The sequence below is a fragment of the Limosilactobacillus oris genome (assembly GCF_025311495.1).
Classification (GTDB): Bacteria; Bacillota; Bacilli; order Lactobacillales; family Lactobacillaceae; genus Limosilactobacillus; species Limosilactobacillus oris_A.
The window spans coordinates 1,903,264-1,927,848 of the sequence record NZ_CP104398.1; the positions used below are offsets into that span (position 1 = coordinate 1,903,264).

At 48.7% G+C, this 24,585-nt stretch carries 20 protein-coding genes, 2 pseudogenes, 1 riboswitch and 1 other annotated feature; of the genes and pseudogenes, 16 read left to right on the forward strand and 6 right to left on the reverse strand.

Annotation, left to right across the window (positions count from 1 at the left end):
- Positions 1 to 127 precede the first annotated feature (127 nt).
- The 6 genes from nrdD to msrA all read left to right on the forward strand — a co-directional run bounded on the left by nrdD (position 128) and on the right by msrA (position 6,856).
- Complete coding sequence (gene nrdD, locus N4599_RS09410; protein WP_191364204.1) at positions 128 to 2,365, forward strand: anaerobic ribonucleoside-triphosphate reductase; 2,238 nt, start codon at positions 128 to 130, stop codon at positions 2,363 to 2,365.
- A 14-nt stretch (positions 2,366 to 2,379) separates the two neighbouring features.
- On the forward strand, positions 2,380 to 2,967 hold the full coding sequence (gene nrdG, locus N4599_RS09415) for an anaerobic ribonucleoside-triphosphate reductase activating protein (RefSeq protein WP_191364205.1): 588 nt from the start codon (positions 2,380 to 2,382) through the stop codon (positions 2,965 to 2,967).
- A gap of 11 nt (positions 2,968 to 2,978) precedes the next feature.
- Entirely contained in the window at positions 2,979 to 3,890 is a 912-nt protein-coding gene (locus N4599_RS09420) for a SufD family Fe-S cluster assembly protein (protein ID WP_260899310.1), read from the forward strand.
- A gap of 338 nt (positions 3,891 to 4,228) precedes the next feature.
- Positions 4,229 to 4,891, forward strand: a complete 663-nt coding sequence (gene apf / locus N4599_RS09425) for an aggregation-promoting factor (protein ID WP_191364207.1) — start codon at positions 4,229 to 4,231, stop codon at positions 4,889 to 4,891.
- 558 nt (positions 4,892 to 5,449) lie between these two features.
- A complete protein-coding gene (locus N4599_RS09430) occupies positions 5,450 to 6,310 on the forward strand; it encodes a MetQ/NlpA family ABC transporter substrate-binding protein (RefSeq protein ID WP_191364208.1) in 861 nt (286 codons plus the stop codon).
- A 21-nt stretch (positions 6,311 to 6,331) separates the two neighbouring features.
- Positions 6,332 to 6,856, forward strand: a complete 525-nt coding sequence (msrA, locus tag N4599_RS09435; RefSeq protein WP_191364209.1) for a peptide-methionine (S)-S-oxide reductase MsrA — start codon at positions 6,332 to 6,334, stop codon at positions 6,854 to 6,856.
- Positions 6,857 to 7,103: 247 nt separating this feature from the next.
- On the opposite strand, the gene N4599_RS09440 is transcribed toward msrA, so the two are convergent.
- Positions 7,104 to 8,798 (reverse strand): phosphoenolpyruvate carboxykinase (ATP), encoded by a 1,695-nt coding sequence (locus N4599_RS09440; protein WP_260899353.1) that lies wholly within the window; start codon positions 8,796 to 8,798, stop codon positions 7,104 to 7,106.
- A 126-nt stretch (positions 8,799 to 8,924) separates the two neighbouring features.
- Between N4599_RS09440 and N4599_RS09445 the strand changes: the two genes are divergently transcribed.
- Positions 8,925 to 9,434: an acyl-CoA thioesterase gene (locus tag N4599_RS09445; protein ID WP_191364211.1), complete on the forward strand. Its 510-nt coding sequence runs from the start codon at positions 8,925 to 8,927 to the stop codon at positions 9,432 to 9,434.
- A 161-nt stretch (positions 9,435 to 9,595) separates the two neighbouring features.
- Here the strand turns inward: N4599_RS09445 and N4599_RS09450 are convergent, their stop codons facing one another.
- Positions 9,596 to 10,159, reverse strand: coding sequence for a L,D-transpeptidase (locus N4599_RS09450; RefSeq protein WP_191364212.1), 564 nt, complete (start codon positions 10,157 to 10,159; stop codon positions 9,596 to 9,598).
- Positions 10,160 to 10,344: 185 nt separating this feature from the next.
- Here N4599_RS09450 and N4599_RS09455 point away from each other — a divergent pair, with 185 nt between their 5' ends.
- Together N4599_RS09455 and N4599_RS09460 are read left to right on the forward strand one after the other, a co-directional pair.
- Entirely contained in the window at positions 10,345 to 11,268 is a 924-nt protein-coding gene (locus N4599_RS09455) for an IS30 family transposase (protein WP_260899373.1), read from the forward strand.
- Between the two features lie 25 nt (positions 11,269 to 11,293).
- Positions 11,294 to 11,434: pseudogene (locus N4599_RS09460) on the forward strand (transposase); the annotation flags it as partial.
- Between the two features lie 174 nt (positions 11,435 to 11,608).
- On the opposite strand, the gene N4599_RS09465 reads toward N4599_RS09460, so the two are convergent.
- Positions 11,609 to 13,897 carry a mucin-binding protein gene (locus N4599_RS09465; protein WP_260899385.1) on the reverse strand — a complete coding sequence of 763 codons (2,289 nt, stop codon included), beginning with the start codon at positions 13,895 to 13,897 and terminating at the stop codon, positions 11,609 to 11,611.
- A gap of 145 nt (positions 13,898 to 14,042) precedes the next feature.
- Between N4599_RS09465 and N4599_RS09470 the strand changes: the two are divergent.
- Positions 14,043 to 14,727, forward strand: a pseudogene (locus tag N4599_RS09470) (PHP domain-containing protein).
- A 37-nt stretch (positions 14,728 to 14,764) separates the two neighbouring features.
- On the opposite strand, the gene N4599_RS09475 reads toward N4599_RS09470, so the two are convergent.
- Positions 14,765 to 15,262, reverse strand: a complete 498-nt coding sequence (locus N4599_RS09475) for a GNAT family N-acetyltransferase (protein WP_260899394.1) — start codon at positions 15,260 to 15,262, stop codon at positions 14,765 to 14,767.
- A gap of 223 nt (positions 15,263 to 15,485) precedes the next feature.
- Positions 15,486 to 15,668, reverse strand: coding sequence for a hypothetical protein (locus tag N4599_RS09480; RefSeq protein ID WP_191364163.1), 183 nt, complete (start codon positions 15,666 to 15,668; stop codon positions 15,486 to 15,488).
- Positions 15,669 to 15,858: 190 nt separating this feature from the next.
- On the opposite strand from N4599_RS09480, the gene N4599_RS09485 reads away from it, so the two are divergent.
- A complete protein-coding gene (locus tag N4599_RS09485; protein ID WP_260899414.1) occupies positions 15,859 to 17,217 on the forward strand; it encodes an amino acid permease in 1,359 nt (452 codons plus the stop codon).
- A 198-nt stretch (positions 17,218 to 17,415) separates the two neighbouring features.
- Here N4599_RS09485 and N4599_RS09490 read toward each other — a convergent pair whose 3' ends face one another.
- Positions 17,416 to 17,877 (reverse strand): Fur family transcriptional regulator, encoded by a 462-nt coding sequence (locus N4599_RS09490; RefSeq protein ID WP_003713856.1) that lies wholly within the window; start codon positions 17,875 to 17,877, stop codon positions 17,416 to 17,418.
- A gap of 128 nt (positions 17,878 to 18,005) precedes the next feature.
- Between N4599_RS09490 and N4599_RS09495 the strand changes: the two genes are divergently transcribed.
- The 5 genes from N4599_RS09495 (at position 18,006) to N4599_RS09515 (ending at position 24,569) form a co-directional block, all read left to right on the forward strand.
- Positions 18,006 to 19,442 (forward strand): MFS transporter, encoded by a 1,437-nt coding sequence (locus N4599_RS09495; RefSeq protein WP_260899448.1) that lies wholly within the window; start codon positions 18,006 to 18,008, stop codon positions 19,440 to 19,442.
- 180 nt (positions 19,443 to 19,622) lie between these two features.
- A complete protein-coding gene (locus N4599_RS09500) occupies positions 19,623 to 20,159 on the forward strand; it encodes a DNA-3-methyladenine glycosylase I (RefSeq protein ID WP_260899452.1) in 537 nt (178 codons plus the stop codon).
- 49 nt (positions 20,160 to 20,208) lie between these two features.
- Positions 20,209 to 20,317, forward strand: a riboswitch (SMK box riboswitch).
- Positions 20,318 to 21,505 carry a methionine adenosyltransferase gene (gene metK / locus N4599_RS09505; protein WP_191364160.1) on the forward strand — a complete coding sequence of 396 codons (1,188 nt, stop codon included), beginning with the start codon at positions 20,318 to 20,320 and terminating at the stop codon, positions 21,503 to 21,505.
- A gap of 48 nt (positions 21,506 to 21,553) precedes the next feature.
- Positions 21,554 to 21,765: a binding site (T-box leader), on the forward strand.
- Positions 21,766 to 21,825: 60 nt separating this feature from the next.
- Positions 21,826 to 24,246: a leucine--tRNA ligase gene (leuS, locus tag N4599_RS09510; RefSeq protein WP_260899472.1), complete on the forward strand. Its 2,421-nt coding sequence runs from the start codon at positions 21,826 to 21,828 to the stop codon at positions 24,244 to 24,246.
- A 59-nt stretch (positions 24,247 to 24,305) separates the two neighbouring features.
- Entirely contained in the window at positions 24,306 to 24,569 is a 264-nt protein-coding gene (locus N4599_RS09515) for a type II toxin-antitoxin system HicB family antitoxin (protein WP_191364158.1), read from the forward strand.
- Positions 24,570 to 24,585 lie beyond the last annotated feature (16 nt).

The window sequence follows — 24,585 nt, forward strand, 5'->3', positions numbered from 1 at the left end:
GTTTAACCAGGGAAGGGAGTAATCCAAATCCTAACCACAACATATAGTGGTAAAAATGTCAATCCTTTCTACCAATTGTATTTGTGCTAGTATATAAACTGTTAACTTTTGAAGGGAGACGGCATTAATGAAGGTCCAAATAATTGATAAAAAAAATTTAAATAACCTGGCAGATGTGAAGGTTATTAAGCGTGATGGGACCCCCAGCTCCTTTTACGCCTACAAGATCGACCTAGTCTTAGACGCCCTGGATGCCGACGAGCAAACGCGGCACAGCGTCGATTTGGCCATTTTCAATGCCTTAATGGGAAACCATGAGGTACAGACGAGTACGATTGCTGATTTATTCGTCGCTGGGCTCAAGGCAGCTGGTCATGATGACCTGGCTAAGCAGTACCGCGACTACCGGCAAGCGGATGAACGGGCTTTTGCCGAGGCGACTAACCCCCAGCACAAGCTAGAACAGCTTTTTGGGCGCAAGGACACGGTGGTCCACGAAAACGCCAACAAGGATAGTCGGGTTTTCAACACCCAGCGTGATCTTGAGGCCGGGGTTGTCAGCCGGGCCCTCGGTTTACGGATGCTTCCTGAGGTGGTTGCCAAGGCCCACCTCCGTGGTGATATTCACTGGCACGACCTGGATTATTCCCCAGTGACGCCGGAAACGAACTGTTGCCTAATCGATTTCGACGAGATGTTCAAGCACGGCTTTAAGATTGGGAATGCCTGGGTTTCCTCGCCCCGCTCCATCCAGACCGCAACGGCCCAGATGTCCCAGATCATCGCTAACGTTGCCTCCCTCCAATACGGGGGCTGTTCGGCCAACCGGATTGACCAGCTCTTGGAACCGTACGCGAAGATTAACTACGAAAAGCACATGGCGGATGCAAAGAAGTGGATTGCTCCCGACAAGCGGGAGGAGTTTGCCCGTGAAAAGACCAAGAAGGATATCTACGACGCCATGCAGGCACTGGAATACGAGATTAACACCCTTTACTCTAGCCAGGGTCAGACCCCATTCACGACCATTAATTTTGGCCTGGGGACATCGTGGATCTCGCGGGAAATCCAAAAGGCTATTTTGCAAATTCGGATCAAGGGACTGGGGAAAGAACACCGGACGGCAATCTTCCCGAAGTTGATCTTTACTATTAAGCGGGGGCTTAATTTGAACCCCGGCGACCCGAACTATGACATTAAGCAGCTGGCCCTGGAATGTTCGACCAAGCGGATGTACCCCGACCTCTTAATGTACGACAAAATCAAGGAAATCACCGGGAGCTTCAAGACGCCAATGGGCTGCCGGTCCTTCCTGCAGGGCTGGACGGACCCCGAAACGGGCAAGGAAGTCAACTCCGGCCGGCTAAACTTGGGGGTCGTCACTGTTAACCTGCCACGGATCGCCCTGGAAGCCCATGGCGACAAGCGGCTCTTCTGGGAAATTTTCCAGGAAAAGATGGGTATCTGCAAGCAGGCCCTCGACTACCGGATTAAGCGGACCAAGGAAGCCAAGCCTGAGAACGCCCCGTTACTGTACATGTACGGAGCCTTTGGCAAGCGGCTCAAGAAGACCGATAGTGTGGATGAGGTCTTCAAGAATAGTCGGGCCACCGTTTCGCTCGGCTACATCGGCCTTTACGAAGTCTGCACGACCTTCTACGGCCCAAACTGGGAGCACAATCAGGAGGCCCATGATTTTGCGGTTTCAATTACCAAAACGATGCACGACCTCTGTGCCAAGTGGGAGGACGAAGAGGGCTACCACTTTAGCCTCTACTCCACGCCGGCAGAATCGCTGACCGATACCTTCTGCCAGGATGACCTGAAAAAGTTTGGCCGGGTTGCTAACGTCACCGACAAGGAATACTACACTAACAGTTTCCACTACGACGTTCGAAAGCACCCAACCCCGTTTGAAAAGCTGGAATTTGAGGAGGACTTTCCTTACCAGGCAGCGGGTGGCTTTATCCACTACTGTGAGTACCCAAACCTGCGGCAAAACCCGAAGGCCCTGGAAGCCGTTTGGGACTGGGCCTATGACCACGTGGGCTACCTGGGAACAAATACGTCAATTGACCAGTGCTTCAAGTGCGGCTTTAAGGGCGAATTCAAGGCGACTGCCCGGGGCTTCAAGTGTCCCCAGTGTGGCAACTCCGACCCGGCAACCTGTGACGTGGTCAAGCGGACCTGCGGCTACTTGGGGAACCCCCAGGCGCGGCCAATGGTTCACGGCCGGCATGAAGAAATCATCCACCGGGAAAAACACATGAGCCCGTCGATGATCAAGCACGCGGCGGCCTTTGAAGCGGCCCGGCAGTGTGACTCACGTGAAGGTCACGCTACCGTTAAGGGTCAGCAGATTTAACGGGAGGGGATTAAATGGTAGAACATCAGCGCCAACGCTTACCGAAGAATCCTCAACCGCAGGAGTGGCTTGCTACAGACCACTCCCTCCAGTACGTGGCCGATTACAAGCCTTTTAACTTTGTTGACGGCGAGGGGGTCCGCTGCAGTGTCTACGTCAGCGGTTGCCTCTTTAACTGCCCAGGCTGCTACAACAAGGCTGCTCAAAACTTTCACTATGGCCAACCCTATACCCAGGAGCTGGAAGACCAGATTATGGAAGATCTTTCGCAAAGCTACGTCCAGGGCTTGACCCTGCTGGGCGGCGAACCCTTTCTTAACACCCAGGTCTGCCTGAAACTGGTTCACCGCTTGCGAAAGGAGTTTGGTCACACTAAGGATATCTGGTCCTGGTCGGGGTATACCTGGGAAGAATTGCAAAAGGAGTCGGCCGATAAGCTGGAACTCTTGCATAACATTGACATCCTCGTTGATGGCCGCTTCATGCTGGCTCAAAAAGATTTAACCCTCCAGTTTCGGGGAAGTGCCAACCAACGGATTATCGACGTTCCGAAGTCACTGGACCAGGGACAGGTAGTCATCTGGGACAAGCTAGTTCACTAGGGGGTTATGCGATGACAGTTAAAAAGCAGGCTGGAAAAGCAGAACCGGACTGGCTGCAAAAGAAGCGCCAGCTAGCGACCCTCTTACAAAGCCATTTTCCCGTGCTCCCGGGGCAAGAACAGTGGCTCCCATGGCAAACAACTAGCTGTACTGGGCAGGAGAATGGTGGCTGGCTGCGTCATGCTGGAACTTACACTGCGCTTCCCCTGGAAGAGGCGGTGTGGGACTACTCCGAACTCCTGCAGGAGAACTTAATGGAGAAGGCCCTCCGCTGGCAGGACAACCAGTTGTTTGCGGGCCACCTTGCCAACATTGACGGTGGTCAGTTCATTTACGTGCCCGATGATTGCCAGTTAACGGTGCCGCTTGAGTTCACGGGGCAGGGGTGCTTTGCTAACCCCCATAATGTGATTATCGTGGGGGCCCGGAGTCAGGTGACAATCGACGAACGGCTGATGGTGAAGAGCGCCCAGGGCTTATTCGCCGGGACTGAAATTTTGCTGGGTGCCGGGGCCCGGGTGGAATACCGGCAGGCAAATGACTTGCGGGCGCCGGTAGTTTACACGGCGGTTCACGCCTACCAAGCTCACGGGGCTACGCTAGACCTGCACCTGGTGGTTGCAAACCAGGGAGCAGTCACGGTTAGTGCCAGCGACTTTCTCGATGGGGCTGGCAGCGAGTGGACGACGACCGCCTTGCTGGATCCTGGGGATACCGGTCAGCTCCGCTTTATTCCGGTTGCAGATGGTTTTGGTCAAGGCAGTCATGCCGACTTGACTACCTATATCAACGACCAAGGCCAGGGGCAGGTTAAGCTGACCCCATTTAAGACCGGCTCAGGAGAACCGCTTCCTTTGAAGAGTACGGTTATTAGAAAATCGGGAGCGGCCAAGTGGCCCCTAAGTCTTACTGGGGTGCAGTAATCGTTACGACAGTATTACAAAAAGTGTTTAAGACAGTTTAAAAGTGGTCAAAATCAGCTTGGCAAGCCGGTTTTGACCACTTTTTTTCGTGTGTTTGTTACAAATATCCATCCTGGTTGGGGAATGAATTAAGACCGAATTGATGCGCTTATTCCGCATTATCATCACTTTTTTAATGGCCTATGTTACGGATTATTACCAGCGGCTAGAAATTGAAAATTGGGGGTAATTGTGGTGTAACCTCGAGGCGTTATAGTATTAACTGTTGATTGATATCAATCGTTTCTCAAGAAAAGATCGCAAAATCAAAAATATGAAAAGGATGGGATTTTATCTCTATGAAGTTATCTAAACACATCGCAAAAATTACCGCTGCTGTTGCTGGTGCCGTTGCTTTAGGAACCATTGCTACCGCGACGACTGCAAATGCAGATTCAATTTACACGGTGCAAAGTGGCGATACTTTATCAGGAATTTCCTACAAATTCGGTCACGATTTGAACTTTGTTGACACGCTGGCTTCTTCCAACAACATTGCTAACAAGAACCTGATTTACGTCGGTCAAAAGTTGGTAATCAAGGATAATGGTGAAGTTGCACCAGCAACGCAGGAAGAAGTCGCAACCCTGCCAAGTTCAAACGGAACTAACCAGGCTGCTAGCCAGACACAGGCGGCCACTCAACAACAAACTGCTGGTCAAGCCCAACAGGCTACGGCTACTGCAACAACCCAGGCTGCGAATGCCGCTGCTTCTAACTACACTTCTAGCGTAGCTGGTAGTGACGCCGCTGCTAAGGCCTGGATTGCTGCTCGTGAATCCGGTGGCAACTACGGCGCAACCAATGGTCAATACATTGGTAAGTACCAATTATCTGCTGCTTACCTGAACGGTGACTACTCAGCCGCTAACCAGGAACGGGTTGCCGACCAGTATGTTGCGAGTCGTTACGGCTCTTGGACTGCTGCCCAGGCGTTCTGGCAATCACACGGCTGGTACTAAAATTAATCAACATAAATATTAATTGCAAGGAGGCTGGGAATTAGCTCAACCTCTTTAATATTTTAAAGTTAGTAATGCTTCAGCGCAGTAGCTGGCTGGCAGGTCAAATGCTGATAAATCAGCATTTGACCAACCTAGCCATCCTTGCGGAGGTGGGACGACGAACTAGACAAGCTAGTTCTGTCCCACTCTCTTTTTTGTTTAAAAAGAGTTGACCCGCCTAAAGGTTTGTTATATGATAATGACAATCAAATTATAAAACGCTGAGAAAAGATGAGTAACTATTTAAGAAACTGGTCCAGAGAGCGGAGGAAGGTGGGAGCCCGTCCGGTTAAGGATAGTGAAGATGGTCTTGGAGCGGTTCACGGTGGTGAGTCAGGTAGCAAGCAACCGTGCGGGGTGACCTCGATATCAGGTCTGAGTATGTTAGTACTCAATGAGGAGTGGGCTGTGAGGTCCAGTTAAATCCGGGTGGTAACACGTTAGAACAGCGACGTCCCGAAGAGCAGAGTTGAACTGCTTTTCGGGACGTTTTTTTATATTAAGGAGGAAGTGCAAATGCAGAGAAGAAAACGGCGGCAGCGCCGCAATTGGATTATTGGAATTATTGTTGTCCTGTTAGTGCTGGGCGGACTTGGCCGCCTCGTTTATCAGCGCCACCAGCTGGCAGCTACCAAGACGGTCCGGCTGGGGTTAGTTGGCACCGATTCCGAACCGGTTTGGGACAACGTCCGGGCCCGGCTGAAAAAGGAGCACATCGAGATTAAGTACGTGACCTTCAACGATTACGTCCAACCAGACGTGGCGTTGAAGGAAGGCAAGATTGATCTGCACTCCTGCCTGACCCGCTATTACTTTGACTCTTATAATAAAAGTCAGCACGCCCATTTGACCAGTATCGGCAATACGGTGATTTCGCCTCTGGGAATCTACTCGAAAAAGTACTCGGGCTTAAAGAACCTGCCGGATGGCGCGACAATTGCAATCCCAAATGAACCGACGACCCTAGGACGGGGGCTGAACCTCCTGCAGTCGGCGGGGCTGATCAAGGTCAAGGGCAACAGCGGAATCAGGCCGTCGCTCAGTGACATCACGGCCAACCCGAAAAAGCTGAAGTTCAAGGAGGTCGATCCCGCGGAAACGGCCCGGGCGCTGACTTCTGTGGATGCGTCAATCATTAACGGCAACTACGCGGTGGCGGCAAACCTGCAACCAAAGAAGGATGCCCTCTACCTGGAGCCGGTCAACAAGCAGGCCCGGCCGTACGTCAACATTATTGCAGTTCAGGTCAAGGATAAGGACAACCCGACCTATAAGAAAATCGTTGATGCCTACCAGACTGAGGCCACTAGGCAGGTTATCCAAAAGACTTACAAGGGCAGTCAGGTAGCGGCATGGCCGATCTTTGGCCGGAACTAAGCTATGAAGGAGGAAATGCAAATGAGTGTAGACACAGCAATCTTTGCGGGCGGGTGCTTCTGGTGCATGGTTCAACCCTTTGATACCTACCCGGGAATCGAGAAGGTCGAGTCCGGTTATACCGGCGGCCACGTGCCCAATCCGACCTACGAGCAGGTCAAGTCGGGGGCAACCGGGCATACGGAGGCGGTGCGCATTACCTTTGATCCGACAGTCGTTTCTTACGCGGACCTGGTCGAAATCTACTGGCAGCAAACAGATCCGACGGACGCCATGGGACAGTTTCAGGACCGTGGTGATAACTACCGGCCGGTAATCTTTGTTAAGAATCAGGACCAGCGCCGGATTGCAGAGGCTTCCAAGAAACGGTTGGCGGCGAGTGGCCGGTTCGCAGACCCAATCGTCACCCGGATTGAGCCGGCCCAGCCCTTTTACCTGGCAGAAGACTACCACCAGCAGTTTTATAAGAAGAATCCGGAGCGGTTTGCGGCCGAGGAAGCGGCTGGTCGGGACCAGTTCCGGCAGGAGCATTGGAATAAAAAGTGAAGATGTGATACGCAACAAGGCCTCCAATTCTGGTAAAACCGAACTGGAGACCTTGCTTACATTGTCTTTGTAATTGAAGAAGTGAGAAAAAGAGGCTGGGAATAAATCCAACCTCTTTGCTATTTTAAAGTTAACACTGCCACAGCGCAGTAGCTGGCTGGCAGTTCAACCGCTGATTTATCAGCGGTTGACCAACCTAGCCATCCTTGCGGAGGTGGGACGACGAAGTTACATTATTAGCTATCAATTAGTTGTTCATCAAGACGTCGAGCAGCTCCCGTGCAGACTCCTGCAGAGCTTCCTTGGACTTGTCGTTCCCCAGGTGGGTGTAGACTTCACCGACGTAGACGCCGTTGTTGAAAAGTTTATTGAAGATCTTGTCGATAATCGGCTTCGTCTTTTCTTCCTCTTGAACCGGGCCAAATGGATTAGCAAAGAAGGTGGTGCTCATGCCGACCTCGTCAGTCGTCCCCAAGGCCTTCCGTTTACCGGCAACGAAGACTTTCTTGGCTTCGTCTTCGTTGTCAAAGCGGTGGATACCAACCTTGTCATCGTAGTTGTTAGCGTAAACCCACATGTCGATTGGGTGGTGCTTGATGATGTTTTCATAAGCATCGGCAGGGATGATGACCCGGGCGTTGGAAAGTTCAGGATTGAGGTAAACCCCGCGGTCCATGTTGTTAAAGGCGACCGCGCTGGACAGGTCATCGAGCCGGACAAAGGCCCCGGTTTCTGTTCCCTGGGCGTAAACCTTGCCGTCTTCACCGATTGCAAAGCTGCCCATGTCATCAAAAATGGTCTCCATGTCAACAATCTTGTCGTCAGCAATTTCCTGCATGGCTTCGATTGATTCGGACTTGCCGGCGCCGGAATCGCCAAAGAAGACCACGTTCTTTTCCTTGCCGTTAGTGAAGCGAACCCGGAGCATGGAACCGTGGATTGGTAAGCGACCGCTGTAAATCTGGTGTAGGTTGTGCAGGGTCAGACACATCTTCTTCATGTAGCCGAAGTAGGTGGTCTTGTCCGTGTATGGCACTTCGCCGACCCAGATATCGTTAGCAGTGTCGTGGTAGTAGTGGGAAACCATCCCTTCGGTTTCTTTCAGGCCGAAGAGGAGGATTAGGTCGGGCTTTTGGCCCTGTACTTCATCGGGGCGGGCCAGCTGGAAGAGGTTGGAAAGGGCAATCCCGTTGACCAGGTAGTCCACGTTGAAGTAGATATAGGCCAGGCTTTCACCGATCTTGGCCGGGTAGCAGTACCACTGTCCCTTTTGCCCATGGAACCGTTTGATAGGATTTTCATCGACCGCGGAGAAGACACCCTCCCGCTTATTGCTCTTGGTGTGCATCATCATTGGCGGCCGGAGCATGACGGTGTCGATGAAGTCAATGTCACGGAGCTGGTCGTAGCCTTCTGGAATTGGCCAGTCGTGAGTTTGAACGAGCATTGACGCGTTGGAACCAGCGTTGACCTGCCGGTAAGTCTGGTTAGGGTAGCCCTGTAGCTTTTCTTCAACGACCCGGTAGGCTTCCCGAACCAGGTCGTTGAGGTGGCTATCAATCATCTTAAATTCGTTCCCGGCGATCTTGCTGTTGTTGTAATTGATGACTGTTACCCGTAATAGTGACCGGTAGAAGGAATACAATTCTTCAACACTGGCCAGAATGTCTTTCGGGTCATACTTATCAAAGGCGCTATCATCATCGATTAGGATTTTCTTGAGGACACTTACATACTGGGTTGGGGTGGCGTTATCAAAAGCGTCATCATCATACTCGGGATTCTTGGAATCAAGGTAGAGCTTAATGATTTCCAACAATTCGTCACTGTTAACCAGTGAATAGGTATCCTTATAGTATGCTTGACTTAGGTTTAACAACGCGACTCCTGCATCGGTGTTGACGTACAGCGATGGGGTTTGAACTTTTTCTTGCTTAGCCATTTATCTCAATCCTTTCTTATAGCCTTGCTCCTATTATAAGCTACTTTTAATCGATTGGTGAGAAAAATCTAATATTTATCCCGTTGTGGTAAAATAGGTAGTAATAAATTATGTAAGGGGTTTCAGATGATGAAGATAAATTGTAAGCAAACACTATCAGTTTCGATTCACCGAGTCTTCAATGCCGACTTGAACGAACACGGCACGGTGTTCGGCGGGCGGATCTTAGAGTTGGTAGACGGGGAAGCATCGGTGGCGGCGATGCGGGTTACCCGGGCAACGGTGGTTACTGCGGCAATGGACCATGTTCAGTTCTTAAAACCCTTCCGCCTGCAGGATTCAATGTGCATGGAGGCGTACGTCACCGGGATCGGGCACCGTTCCTTAGAGGTGTTTGTTAAAGTGATCGGTGAACACCTCCGGACTGGGGAACGCTTTTTAGGCTTTACCTGTTTTATGACCTATGTGATCCAGGATCCGGCAGAACAGGTGAAGTATGACGAAGTGCTCCCAGAAAATAACGAGCAGAGGGCACTGGTCGCCGGTTACGAACGGCGTCGCGAACAGCGGGCAGCCAACCGGGGCCACCAGCAGGAAGCGTTAGTAGCCATTACGATTGATAAACCTTGGGAATAGCAAAACCGGCTGACCATCTCCAATTAGGAGGCGGTCAGCCGGTTTTATCAGGTGGAAGACTGCTTGTTACGTGGCCCTGTAGTTAAATTACGTGGGCTGTGTAGAATCACCGTTTGTACTGCAATCAGCGTTAGAGCCTCGCGCTGACTTTGAGAACCGGCCTAGTTTTCCTGGACGACGACTTTCGTGCCGGCAGGGACACTCATCATCCATTTGGAGTCAGGCACTGAGAGCCGGACACAGCCGTGCGAAGCGGTTTGCTTGCCTAGCTTGGCCGCCTCCGACTTGATGTAGTGACCGTCCTTATCGGTTGGAACGCTGTGAAAGAGGTAGGCCCCGTTATCATGCCAGGAGACATAGTTGTTAGCGCCACACTTGACCGCGGCATTGTAGAAGCTCGCACCCCGGTCGTCTTGAATGGCAAAGGTTCCGGTCGGCGTAGCACTGACGCGTTTGCCATGCTTGCTTTCATACTTGCCCGCGCTGGCGTACATAGTGTAGACACACCGGTGACCATCCATGATGTAGACCCGGTTTTTAGCAATGCTGACCTTGATCCAGGGATCCTTCAGTTTGTTAATATCTGGGTAGGGGATGGTCTCGGAAGACTTGAGATAGTTGATTGGCGTCCGCATATGGGAAGCGGCACTAGCAGTTCCGGGGAGTGCCAGCAAGAAGAGCGTGGCGATCCCGGTGATTAGCAGCAGGAATTTTTTAATTGTCATTCTGAGTTACCCCTTGTGGTTTAAAATAATCAAACCCATTTTAGCATAGTCACTCCTGAAATAAAGATGTATTTTTTATCATGTGGCAGATTGTAAAATTTAAGTTGAACATTTAAGTGGACAGAAAAGCCCATCAAGGTCTTTAATGGTGTTACCTCAACATTCCATTAGAAAGAAGGACCTTGATGGGCACCACTATTTTATCATTCCAGCACCGCGTTGTCATTGAAACGCTTCATAATAAAGGACGTTCCTTGCGATACATCGCTAACTACTTAGGCTTTAGTAAGACCACCATCTTTAACGAACTTCACCGGCTAAATAGTGAGTACCAGGCTGAGCTAGCGCAAACTGACTTTGAACAAAAGGTTAGTCAACGGGGGCGGAAGTCTTCGCTCACTAAAAACCTTAAACACTTGATTGAGGAAAAGATTCAAACCCAGAAATGGTCCCCTGAACAAGTTGCCCATGTGGTTGGGATTGCCTACAAGACGGTTTATAACTGGATTGATCAAAAATGGCTTGATGTGCAGTTATCTGATTTGCCTGATCATGGAATACGTCGCCATCGCGCTAAAGAAAAGCGTGGTACGTTCAGTCACGGCCGCTCAATTGAGGAGCGTCCTCATAAAATCGAAACTCGACAGGAATTCGGCCACTTTGAAGCTGATACCGTACTTTCTGGCAAACGTAAAGGTCAAGCTGTAGCTACTTTTGTGGAGCGTAAGAGTCGCCTGACAATTGTTAAACGGCTCCATGGTCGCGACAGTCAGTCTATGACTCAAGCCGTACTTGAACTAGCTAGTCAACTTCAAGGCAAGCTCAAAACGCTTACCGTAGACCATGGTAAAGAGTTCGCTAACTACCAGGCAATTGAGCAGCTAACTGGTACTCCGGTTTATTTTGCCCATGCTTATTTACCACATGAACGCGGTAGTAATGAGAACCGTAACCGAGTTTTACGGCGCTTTATTCCCAAAGGCCAAGCTATTGAAGAGTTAAGCGATCACAAGCTAGTTCAAATTAATTGGTATCTGAATTCCCGACCACTTAAATGTCTTAACTGGCATACACCAATCGAGATCTTCTTGCTTAATTTACGTCATTAAATTCGTTCAAGTTGTTTCTTGAAATCTGCCTTTTTCAAATGGACAAACCGAAGGTTTTAACAACCGCATTAAACTTATTAAGCGCATTGCTTTTGGCTATCGCAACTTCACAACTTTTAAAACTCGCATCTACTTGATTATCAATCATCAAATTACCGTAAAATAAAAGAGTCACATACCGAAGGCATGCAACTCATAAAAACTATACCAATTTAGTGTCAATTTCATTATTTTGTTAAACCAACACTAAATGGTGTAGAGCCATTAAATTAGTTATCAGTAACGAAAAAGATTATAACCTTATTTAAGACTAACTTATTCATTTAGTAAAATCAATATTCTATTCATGTTCCCGCTTCTTCCAACCGAAGCCAAAGACCCCAAGAGCTGCAAGTACAACACCTAAGAGCCCAAGTTGGTTTTCTTTTTCACCAGTTTGTGGAAGCTTCTTAGCTACTTTATTAGCAGTAACTGGCGCCTCAGTCTTAGTGGTTGAACCACTAGGCTGAGTATTTTCACCAGTTGCTTGGTCATGCTTTCCATTCTCATTTGAGGCTGGAGTCTGTGGTTTTTGTCCTTGATCCTTATCTTTGTCCTTGCTGTGATCTGGTTGAGCTGGGGTCTCATTAGCTGTATAGCTAATCTCAACAGTTGTATCCGGAGTGTTCTCGTTCACAGTAGTTTCATCAACTTGAGCTTTGTCTGGAGTATAACCCTCAAATTTTGGAGCTGAGTATGCTTCCCACTTAGCAGTAGACCATTTACCCACAGATTTGATTTCCCCAGTAGTTGCATCACGAATCACTTCCCGTGTCAATGTTGCTGTTTGTTTAACTGTTTGGTCAGTTCCGTTTGGCGCGTGGACAATAATTGTTCGAGTAATGTCCTTCTTAACATCATAGACATAAACCTTGCGACTATCCTTAACTACTTGATTATTAGCATAAGTATGACTGTAAGTGACAGTGTATACCCCCGCCTTAGTCAAATCGACCTTATCAACCGCAACGGCCGTAGCAGCCCCTGGAGCTTGGTATTCATAACTAATATCCACGTCCGTCTTTGGTAACTTTTCTAGTTGATCGCGCGTCTTCCGCTGTTGCCCTGCGTCATCAGCAGCATAAATCTCATCAATCATTGAAGTGGGGTCCCATGGCTTAGCATTCGGATCTGCCACATAGTGTTGATCCTTATCTAAAATAATAGCAGGCACAGCTTGGACGTGGATTACCCAGATAGATGGGTCATTAGAGACAGGTTTATCATCATCAACACGTTTTGCCAGTGGTATGGTGGAGTATGCATAGAATGGCATTTCCTGAGCTTTACCGTTGTTGGTAGCATACTTGACCGTGTAACCATGGTTAGCAAAAATTTCTTGAATTTTGCTTAGGTCAATAAAGTATTGCGCAGTGCCATAAACAACCGATGGTAAGTCCCCTTTTGGTAGTGAATCCATATTGAATGATCCCTTATAGGTTGGGAAGTTGCTAATTTTAAAGGCATCCCACCCATTTGGCATATCTTTGGAAATTTCCTTAACGAGCTTCCAGTCTGATTCACCAGATTGTTCCCCCATGAACTCAGTCGGAAGCAAGACTACCTGCTTAACCTCACTTAAGTCCTTCTTCACAGTTGTAAAGTAAAGAGTTGACCAGTTTTGAGTGAAACCATTACCATAGTCGTTAATATGTGGAGCGAAAGTTAAGGATGGGGTTGTGGCAGACAGCTGACCGGTATACTTAACTGGGATAACGAATTCAATCGTATCATCTGGCTTGAGAGCAACCCATGTCATAGAAATCTCAGTGGCCTGGTCTCCTACATTGTTGTGAGCCTTGAGATATTCTGCCCAACTATTATAATAGTTGCCTCCGTCACCAACTCCATGAATGGCCCATTTATAGGACTGACCTTGCTGACTACTCTTTAATTGAATACCGTCGGAACCAAGACGACTAGTATCCACTTTCAATGTCTTACCATCAGCAAAGCTAAACCAAAGTCCGGAGCTAACTTCTTTGTCACCATTGTGATAAAGCAAGTGGAATTCTAAGCTATTTAAATCAATTTGGTCGACATTAAAGATTGATTGTGAATTACCTTTGGCAGCCACATATCCTGTTACATATGTTTTACCATCTTTGCCTTTAGCAGTGTAGTAACCAATAGCATCACCATGTGTCATTTTAATCCAGTCGGAAGATGTAACCAGTGGGTTGTTGTAAACTCCTGTAGTCACCCCTGCTTTATCAGTAGTCGGAGTTGCCGGTGTGTAATCAGCTACTGCATCAGTTGATGCAGTCGGAGTAACATTTTTTTGTACTAGAGCAGGCTGAGGCGAAGTTACCTTTTGATCCTTGCCGTTATCGGTTGTAGCGTTACTATCTCCACTAGGCTGCAACGGATATGTTTGACCTCCAGTACCCGTATTGCCCGTTGAAGTCGTGGTACTTGGTGTTGCACCACTAGCAATAGTATCGGCTGATACCGCATGGTTGCTATGTAGCATAAAAGTTGTCCCCAACAATACTGATGCTACTCCTACAGATAACTTCCGTAATCCCCAACGTTGCTTCTTTTCAACATTCTTCTGTTGGTAAAATTGATGATTATTTTTAGAAATCATATTTGTTCACCCCTAAACTCATAAAATATATATAATTATCTTACTTTTAATATATCACATATTTCACCCGTGGTGCTAGTTGATTTTTTCCTAGAGGAAAATGTCTAAACATGTTGGTAAATCAACAAACTACGATGGTTACGTCGTGATAACTGAACATTTTGACTTAGCCAATCCTGTTACTAAAGTCGATGATATCCCCGATTATGAAATGTACAGTCAAACAATCGATAGCTTAAATAGGCGTTTTGGCAATCGTGTTTTAAAAGGCATCGAAATCGGTTGCATCGCTTCTGAAAAGGATCGGATCATCGACTATTTAGCCGATAAAGATTACGATTTAAAATTACTCAGTGTGCATCATAATGGTCAATATGATTATTTAGATGACGAAGTCAAAGATATGGATCCTGCTATTGTGATTCCTCAGTATTTTACACAACTTTCAGAAGCACTAGTTGTTATAGAAGCAGATGTCTTTGCTCATTTTGACTATGGTTTTCGGGTATTTGGTCTATCCGTTGCTGAATTTAAACAATATGAAGCGCAGTTTTTACCGATTCTAGATCAAGTAATCAAAAATAAATTGGCATTCGAATTAAATGCTAAGAGCGCTTACTTGTATGACAATTTAGCGTTATATGAATATGTCATCGATTTATATCTTTCACGTGGTGGTACCTTGTTTAGTGTTGGATCAGATGGGCATTACCTTGAACATTTCCGTTTCCATTTCGATGATCTTTTTGCTCTGTTAAAAGCAAAAGGTGTGACGGAATTAGCGATTTATCAAATAAGGAAAGCGAATTATGGTTCCATTACCAGTCTAAAAAAAACGTCCTCAGCATCAAAAGTGAGGACGTTTTTTTAGATTTCTTTTTCTAAAATCGGACAAATACGATCTTGTTTTCCTAAAAGAAAATGTTTGATCCCGATTTTTTTAAATCCATAACGTTCATAAAAACGAATAGCTGCATGATTTTTTTCATAAACAGCCAAACGTAAATAACGTTTTTGTTTAGTTTTAGCATAACGATTCGCTTCATCGAGTAACCGTTGCCCTAACCCTTTGTTTTGATAATCTTTGAGCAGATAGAGCCGTTGAATCTCTATAGCATCTTTTTCATCATTGACTTTCATATAACCAACGAGTATTTGATGATCCTTAATACCAATAAATTTACTGGTTGACTGTGCCAATTCTACTGCCAATATTTCAGTTGTCAATTGTGTCTGTAAATATTCTTGCATATCAAGTGGATCTGCGCCATCGATAAACGATTCATAAAAACTGACAACACTTACAACTTGTAAAGCATCTAGATCATCATGATCTAAATACGCTAGTGTGATTTGATTGTTCATCTAACTCCTCCTTTTTTACACAGCATTTTTGACACTCTCTAATCATAAACTAAATAATATTTTAAAACAAATATCTTATAAATAAAAAATGGAAGGAGGACAGAATTAGCTCAGCTAGTTCGCTGTCCCACCCCCGTCACCGCGCAGCCAGCTACTGCGCTGAGGCATTTTTATCTCCTTTAAAACAGTAAAGAGACTGAGTTAATTTCCAGCCTCCGATTCACTATTCTTCATGCTGTCCCAGGTGTTCCCGGATACCGTGGGGGAAATCCTTGTCAATTTCCTTTAGCAAGGGCACCAGGTAGTTGACATAGCGATGATATGCCTCGAGGGGTTCTAAGTCCTTCGCATTGGCTTGCACGAGGGCTACCGCGATGTCGTGCGCACGTTGTTCATTTGAAATCATTTTCTCTCACCTCGTCCCTAAGTTTACCAGACTTTCGCCGCTTGCGGCGGATTTGTTTACCCAAGGTGAATAAAGATGAGCCGAGTTGTACTGGAGCAGTAATTAGGTATACAATGAAGGTTTACAATTTACGGATCAAAAATTAGGGCGCGGTAAACTCTAAATACGAACCATAGGAGAGTTAGCAAATATGAATAAGCAACAGCGGATGAAGAGGAGTCTCAAGAGTCGGCACATTCAGTTGATGGCGCTGGGCGGAACAATTGGGACCGGACTGTTCCTGGGATCTGGAAAGGCTATTCGGATGGCAGGCCCGGCGATCCTGTTAGCCTACCTAATTACGGGGATTGTCTGCTTTGGCATTATGCGGGCCCTAGGGGAGCTATTGATGGCAAACCTCAAATACCGTTCCTTTATGGAAGCAATTCGGGACTACCTGGGCAACCGGATCAGTTTTATTACTGGTTGGGCCTATTGGGCGTGCTGGCTGGCACTGGCAATGGCTGAAATCACAGCAATTGGGCTTTACATTCAAATCTGGCTGCCCGACCTTCCCCAATGGGTTCCTGGGCTGATTACGCTCCTGATTTTTCTCTGCCTCAACCTGATTACCGTTAATATATTTGGTGAAATTGAGTTCTGGTTTGCCTTGATTAAGATTGTCGCTATCCTGGTCTTGATTGCTGTGGGGATTTTTATGATGATCATTCAGTTCCGCTCCCGGGGAGGCTACGTGGCGTCGCCGGGAAACCTGGTCGCCTATAACGGCTTCTTTGCGACCGGGTGGAAGGGGTTCGTAATGTCCTTTCAGATGGTTGTCTTCGCCTTTGTTGGGATTGAAATGGTGGGGGTCACAGCGGCAGAAGCGGAAAAGCCGCGCCAGGTAATTCCAAAGGCCATCAACGGTATTCCCATCCGGATCCTGCTCTTTTATATCGGTGCGTTGGCGGTAATTATGTGTATTTACCCTTGGAACCGGCTGTCGCCAACTAACAGCCCCTTTGTCCTGGTCTTTCGTGATGCGGGTTTACGTGGGGCAGCGAGCGTGGTTAACTTTGTGGTAATTACCGCGGCAGCATCCGCCTGCAACAGTTCCATTTACACCACCGGCCGGATGCTGGCGGAGCTGACGTCTAACGCTCACCGGCCGGCAATTCGGAGCCTTTCCCGCCTCTCAAAGCACCGGGTACCGGCCCGGGCCGTGGCTTTTTCCACGGCGGTCATCGCCCTAGCAGCGGTGCTTAACTTAACGATGCCAGGGGAAGTCTTCACCCTGGTTTCCAGTATTGCAACGACCAGCTTTCTTTTTATCTGGGCAGCGATTATTGGTGCCCACCTGCGCTTTATCAAGCTGCACCCGACCGACCGGCAGTTCAAGATGCCGGGGGCTCCGTTTACGGACTGGCTGGTCCTGGTATTTCTCGCCTTTGTGATGGTCGTGTTGTGTTTTGAAAAGCAGACGCTGATTGCGTTGCTCTTTACCCTGGCCTGGTTTGCCGTTTTGGGGGTAGCCTCGCTAAGTCAGCCGGCCCGGACAAAAATTAAATAAACTGATCAATCAGCGGCGGGGAGTGGCCCGACCGCTGATTTCAGTTTAAAAATAAAAAGGAATGAGCGTGGGAGTGGGAGCGCCCCAAATCGTGGGGCGTTTGTCTTTCGACGCGCAGCAAGTCCTGTAGGAAGGGGGGCGCGTTATTTTTTATTTTTAAAACAGTAAAGAGACTGAGTTAATTCCCAGCCTCTGTTCCTATAAGGTCTGATTTAAATGAAGCTTGCGCTGGCAGTCGGGGCATAAGCCGTGAATTTCAATGTTGCTTCCAGTCACGAGATAATGCGTTTTTTCCCGGGTCATCGTGGAAAGCTCTTTGGTGATTTCAGAAAAATGTTCATCGAAAACGTCCGTAATCTTGCCACAGTTATCGCAGACAACGTGGTAGTGGGGGCGGCCAAAGTAGTCGTAATGGGTACTGCCATCACCATTTTTTAATTCAATGACCAAATTGTAGTCGACGAAGAGTTTAATCGTGTTGTAGACCGTCGCCATGCTGATATTGTCGACCTGATCTTTTAAGTCCGCATAGATCATTTCCACACTGGGGTGGGTATGGTGGCTGATAAGGTATTCCAAAATTGTTTTCCGCTGGGGGGTGAGGCGAACCTTGTGCTTTCGTAGCATTTCCAGTGCCCGGTCCAATTCAGCTTCTGCCATGAGCAATTCTCCTTTCTTAATTTAAAATAGTTTTAATCTATCAATATTATACCATTTACAAGGAGAGATTCAAAATATATAATTGATAACTAGCAAATAATAATAGTTCTAAAAAGGGAGCGAGTTAGATGGAAAAGAGTATTGACCAACACGGCCGGCCTTACAGTCGGTTTTGGTTTATCTTTACCTTGTTAGTGGGAACTTTTACGATGTCAATTAGTCAGTCATCACTGTCGACGGCGTACCCGACGCTGATGCGGGCGTTTGGTATTTCAGCCGATACTGTCCAGTGGCTGACGACTGGCTTCATGCTGGTGATGTGTGTCAGCATGCCGATCAGTCCCTGGATGCTGAATAACTTAAACTTTAAGACGATGTTTGTCGTTGCCTTGGGGCTGTTTGATGTCGGCTCGCTGATGATTGTCCTGACCCCGGCAAGTTGGGGGAGCAACGGTTTTTGGTTTATGATGGTTGGTCGGGCGCTGGAAGCCTTCGCGGTGGGGGTCCTCTTTCCATCATACCAGTCGGTGCTCTTGGAAATCACGCCCAAGGATAACCGGGGGACGACCATGGGAATCGCTGGCCTGGTGATGGGATCAGCCCTTGCCTGCGGACCGATTGTCTCGGGAATTATCCTGAAATTCTTTGACTGGAAGAGCCTCTTTGCCTTCTTTATGATTGTTATCACCTTAATTATGGTGATGGCGGGAACTGGTCTAATTAGGGACGTCATGCCCCGGCACGAAACAGTTCTGGACTGGCTGTCCGTTATCTTATCGGTTGGCCTGATTGGGATTATGTACGTGGTCAATTTGGCGGCCAAGAAGGACGTCAACTGGCTTCTTAATGGCCTTATCCTGGTCGTCAGCGTGGCGGCAATTATTTGGTTCTGCTACCGGCAATTGCACTTGGCGGAACCGTTGCTGGAACTGCGGGTCTTAAAGACCTTCAATTACGATCTAGCGGTGTTGCTGACATCGATCTCCTACATTGCCTTGATTGTTACAACCATTATCTTCCCCCTTTATTACCAGGGAGTATTGCACGTCAGTCCCTTTGTTTCCGGGATGGCGTTGGTTCCGGGAGCGGTCTTCCTGAGTATCCTTAACCCATTGTCAGGAAAATTAGCTGATAGGATCGGCTTTAAGCCGACGATGCTGGTGGGGATGGTCATGATTATCTGCGGCTGGCTGGTTGGCTTAACCATGCTGAGTCGGCTGAGTCTCGTGGCAATGATTCTGTGCGCGATGATCATTGAAGGGGGAAACGCCTTTGTAATGATGCCAGCGGTCACCCTGGGAGCCAATTCCCTGCCCGACAAGCTGGTTCCTCACGGGACGGCCGTGATTACCACGGTTCGTCAGGTTCTGGGATCAGCGGGGGTTGCCGTAGCGACAATTGTTTTGACCGTGGCGAGCGAACACGCCCTGAGTGCTGGTAGCAAGCCATTAGCAGCGAACCTTCATGGCTACCACCTGGTTTTTATCATGATGGTGGTAATTGAACTGGTGGGCCTGATTTTGGCAGTAATGCTGAAGAACACTAAAAAGCAAGGTGCAAAGTAAGGTTAGCCCCGTATTTAAACTATGAGGGAGTCGTGAGCGGGCTGGACCAGCTTGTCTGGTTCGCAGTTCCTGCTGGCGCGTAGCTAGCCAACCACCGTCAGTGGTATTATCGTTAAATTAGCAAAGAGGCTGGGAGAATTTCCCGGCCTCCTGACTTTTATTATCTTAGGAGGACAGAATATGGCTATTATCCGTCCCGACTGGGCAAATAGTTCGGTTGCCATGCAGGATTATTACGATCATTACTGGGGCTTTCCGGTTCATGATGACCGCTTCCTCTTTGAAATGCTGAGCCTAGAAGCGTTTCAAGCCGGTCTGAGCTGGACGACGATTTGGCAGCGTCGCGCTGCATTTGAGAGGGCGTTCCACGATTTTCAAATTGCGGCCGTTGCTGAATTTGATGACCGGGACCGCGCCAGGCTGCTGGGTGATTCAGGGATTATCCGCAACCGGCGTAAAATCGAAGCCACGATAAATAACGCCCGGGTGATTCAGAAACTTGCTGCAGCTGGGCAGAGTTTTGACGACTATGTTTGGCAGTTCGTCGATTACCAGCCACAGCGCCTCATTTTAAAGTCAGGTGAACCGTTGCCGGCCCAGACAAGTTTGTCACGGCAGATGGCCCGCCAGATGAAAAAAGATGGTTTGGCCTTTGTGGGGCCAACGACTGTGTACTCATTTATGACGGCGGTCGGGCTGGTGAATGCCCGTCTTTAATAGATCCCTAATTGATTATTAATGTTACTTTGTGATAGTATTATCCTCGTTATGAAGCAAATTCCCGATAGGATTCACTTAATTGTGAAGATGCCTTGTAACCGCAACTACAAAACTACTGTTAGAGTTTCGACTAGAATATGGGGGAATTAATAAAGATGACAGAAAAACACCTCTTCACATCAGAATCAGTTTCTGAAGGACACCCGGATAAAATTGCTGACCAAATCAGTGACGCCATTTTAGACGCCCTGCTAAAAGAGGATCCAGATGCGCGGGCTGCGGTGGAAACCTCAGTGACGACCGGTCTGGTCTTGGTGTTTGGCGAAGTCTCAACCAAGGGCTACGTTAATATCCAAAAGGTCGTTCGGGACACCATCCGCAAGATTGGCTATACCGATGGCAAGTATGGCTTTGATGCTGATAACTGTGCAGTAATCACCGCCTTGGATGAGCAATCACCAGATATTGCTCAGGGGGTTGATGACTCACTGGAAACGCGGACTGGTGACAGTGATCCGCTTGACAAGATTGGTGCTGGTGACCAGGGGCTGATGTTTGGCTACGCAACCGATGAAACGCCGGAATATATGCCGCTGACCTTAATGCTCAGTCACAAGCTGATGCAGCGGATTGCCAAGCTCCGGAAGGAAGGGGTAATCTCTTACCTGCGGCCGGATGCGAAGGCCGAAGTGACCGTTGAATATGATGACGAAGGGAAGCCGCTCCGGGTAGACACCGTGGTACTGAGTACCCAGCATGATCCTGAAGCGACGCTGGAACAAATTCGGCAAGACGTTAAGGAGCAAGTGATCAAGGCAGTGATTCCTGCTGAACTGCTTGATGATCAAACCAAGTACTTCATCAACCCGACCGGCCGCTTTGTAATCGGTGGTCCGCAGGGGGATGCCGGTTTGACTGGGCGGAAGGTCATCGTTGATACTTACGGCGGGGCCGCTCACCACGGTGGTGGAGCTTTTTCCGGTAAGGACGCGACGAAGGTGGACCGTTCTGCTAGTTACGCGGCCCGGTACATTGCCAAAAATTTGGTTGCCGCTGGTTACGCTAAGAAGCTGGAAATCCAAGTCGCCTACGCAATTGGGGTGGCCGAACCAGTCTCGATTTCGATTGACACCTTTGGCACTGGTACCAAGAGTGAAGCGGAATTAATTGCCGCGGTTCGGAAAGTCTTTGATCTTCGCCCGGCCGGAATTATTGAAATGCTGGACCTGAAGCGGCCAATCTACAAGCAGACTGCTGCGTACGGCCATTTTGGTCGGACCGACGTTGACCTGCCATGGGAACACCTGGATAAGGTTGACGAATTGAAACAAATCTTGGGTTAATTTCGTTTCCCGCTTGCAAATTACGGGTGAGAAAGTTAGAATACAATTAATATTTTGATCGTAGGGGAAATAGTAGCTGGATGAACTATCGCCAGAGACCCGCTGGTGCTGTGAAGCGGGGATGGTCATCCGGTGAACTCATCCTAACAGATTGCCGCTGAACAGGAGTAGGTGGTGACGTCTAACCGCGTTAAGGCTTAGAGTGCTATGGGAATCCATAGAAAAACGGGTGGTACCGCGGATTAGAATTCGTCTCGGAGGAGCTTAGACTCCTGCGGGACTTTTTTATTACGATCATGAAAAAGAAAGGGAGACAGACTATGGCTTACGATCACACAACGATTGAAAATAAGTGGCAAAAGTTTTGGAAGAAAAACCAGACCTTTAAGGCGGACATTAATAAGGACCAGAAGAAGTTTTACGCCCTCGACATGTTCCCGTACCCATCTGGGCAGGGACTGCACGTCGGGCACCCTGAAGGTTACACCGCAACCGATGTAATGTCGCGGATGAAGCGGATGCAGGGCTTTAATGTGCTGCACCCAATGGGCTGGGATGCTTTCGGTTTGCCGGCGGAACAGTACGCCCTCAAGACCGGTCATAACCCGAAGAGCTTTACTAACAAGAATATCGACCACTTCCGCGACCAAATTCAATCACTCGGTTTTTCCTATGACTGGGACCGGGAAATCAACACTACCGACCCGGAATACTACAAGTGGACCCAGTGGATTTTTGAACAGCTCTACAAGAAGGGGCTGGCCTACGAAAGTGAAATTATGGTCAACTGGGCGCCTGATTTCATGGGTGGAACCGTGGTTGCCAACGAAGAAGTTGAAGATGGCAAGACCAAGCGGGGCGGCTACCCGGTTTACCGGAAGCCGATGAAGCAGTGGGTCCTAAAGATTACTGCCTACGCTGACCGCCTGATCAAGGACCTGGACCTGGTAGACTGGCCAGAAAGCGTTAAGGAAATGCAGCGGAACTGGATTGGGCGCTCTGAGGGGGCTTCCGTCTTCTTTCACGTTGCCGGTGACGAAGAGACGAAGATTGAAGTCTTTACTACCCGGGCGGACACCCTGTTTGGGGCTTCCTACGTTGTTCTGGCACCGGAACAGGAGTTAGTTGACCAGCTGACCACTCCGGAACACAAGGAAGAGGTTGCTCAGTATAAGGAAGAGGCTTCCCGGCGCTCGGATCTGGAACGGACCGACTTGAATAAGGAAAAGACCGGGGTATTTACCGGTTCCTACGTTATTAACCCGGTGAACGGCGAAAAGCTGCCAATCTGGATCAGTGACTATGTTCTGGCTTCCTACGGGACCGGGTGTGTGATGGCGGTTCCTTCTGGCGACCAGCGGGACTATGACTTTGCCAAGAAGTTTGACTTGCCAATCAAGCCGATCATCGAAGGGGCTGACCTTTCCGAAGGGGCTTTTGACGGTGACGGCAAGCATATCAACTCTGGCTTCTTGGATGGCCTGAACATCAAGGATGCTAAGGCGAAGATGATTGACTGGCTGGAAGAACACGATGCCGGTCACAAGCAGGTCAACTACCGGCTGCGGGACTGGATCTTCAGTCGGCAACGCTACTGGGGTGAACCAATTCCGGTTATTCACTGGGATGACGGCACGACTTCCCTGGTTCCCGAAAACGAACTGCCATTGAAGCTGCCGGATACCGACAACATCGAACCATCCGGGACTGGTGAAAGTCCACTGGCAAACGTTAAGGACTGGGTCAATGTTTATGATGAAAACGGCCGTCACGGTCTGCGTGAAACCAACACGATGCCGCAATGGGCAGGCTCTTCTTGGTACTGGCTGCGGTACACGGATCCTCACAACAGCAAGGAATTTGCCTCTAAGGAAGCGCTGGACTACTGGTCACCGGTTGACCTGTACGTTGGTGGTGCCGAACACGCCGTCCTCCACCTGCTTTACGCTCGCTTCTGGCACAAGGTTCTTTACGACCTGGGCTTAGTACCAACCAAGGAACCGTTCATGAAGCTGGTCAACCAAGGGATGATCCTGGGTTCCAACCACGAAAAGATGTCGAAGTCCAAGGGGAACGTGGTTAACCCGGATGACATCGTTGATAAGTACGGTGCCGACACGCTCCGGCTCTACGAAATGTTCATGGGGCCACTGACCGAATCCGTGCCGTGGGATGAAGAAGGACTGCACGGTTCCTACAAGTGGATTCAGCGGGTTTGGCGCCTGTTGATGGATGATAATAACCACCTCCGGGACCGGGTTTCCAACTTTAACGATGGCGAGCTGACCAAGGTTTACAACCAGACCGTCAAGAAAGTAACGGAAGACTTTGAACGGATGCACTTCAACACCGCGATTTCCCAACTGATGGTCTTCGTCAACGAAGCCTACAAGGCTGATGACTTGCCGGCTGAGTACATGCAGGGCTTCATTAAGATGATTTCACCAGTTATGCCGCACGTGGCGGAAGAACTGTGGAGCCAATTCGGCATTAGCGACACGATTGCCTACCAGCCATGGCCAAAGTATGATCCAGCGGCTCTGGTAGAAAATGAGGTCGAAATGATCCTTCAAGTTAACGGCAAGGTCCGGGCGAAGGTCAAGATGGCTAAGGACACGCCGAAGGAAGAGGCCGAAAAGCAGGCTCTGGCAAACGATCACGTGCAGAAATTTACGGCTGGCAAGGACATCAAGAAGGTCATCGTTGTGCCAAATAAGATTGTTAACATCGTTGCTAAGTAAATGAATTAAAAGGTTCCGTGGTTCTCCCGGGCCTTTTTCTTTAGAAAGGAACGTTGAGTATGGAAATCGTAACGTACCCGGCCATCTTTACCCCGCGGAATGGGCAAATTCTGGTTGACTTTCCCGACCTTCCGGAGGCTTTTACACAGGGGAAGACGATGGAGGAGGCGCTGGAGTTCGCCAAACTCGGCCTGGCAATCACCATTAACGATAAGCTGGGGCATTTCGAAGCAGCTCCGGTAGCCAGTCCGCTGGCGGAAGTGGCTGCTGCACACCCGGAAGCGACCGTTCGGGAAATACGGGTCGACCTCGACCAGTATTAGCATTAAGGAAAGCTAA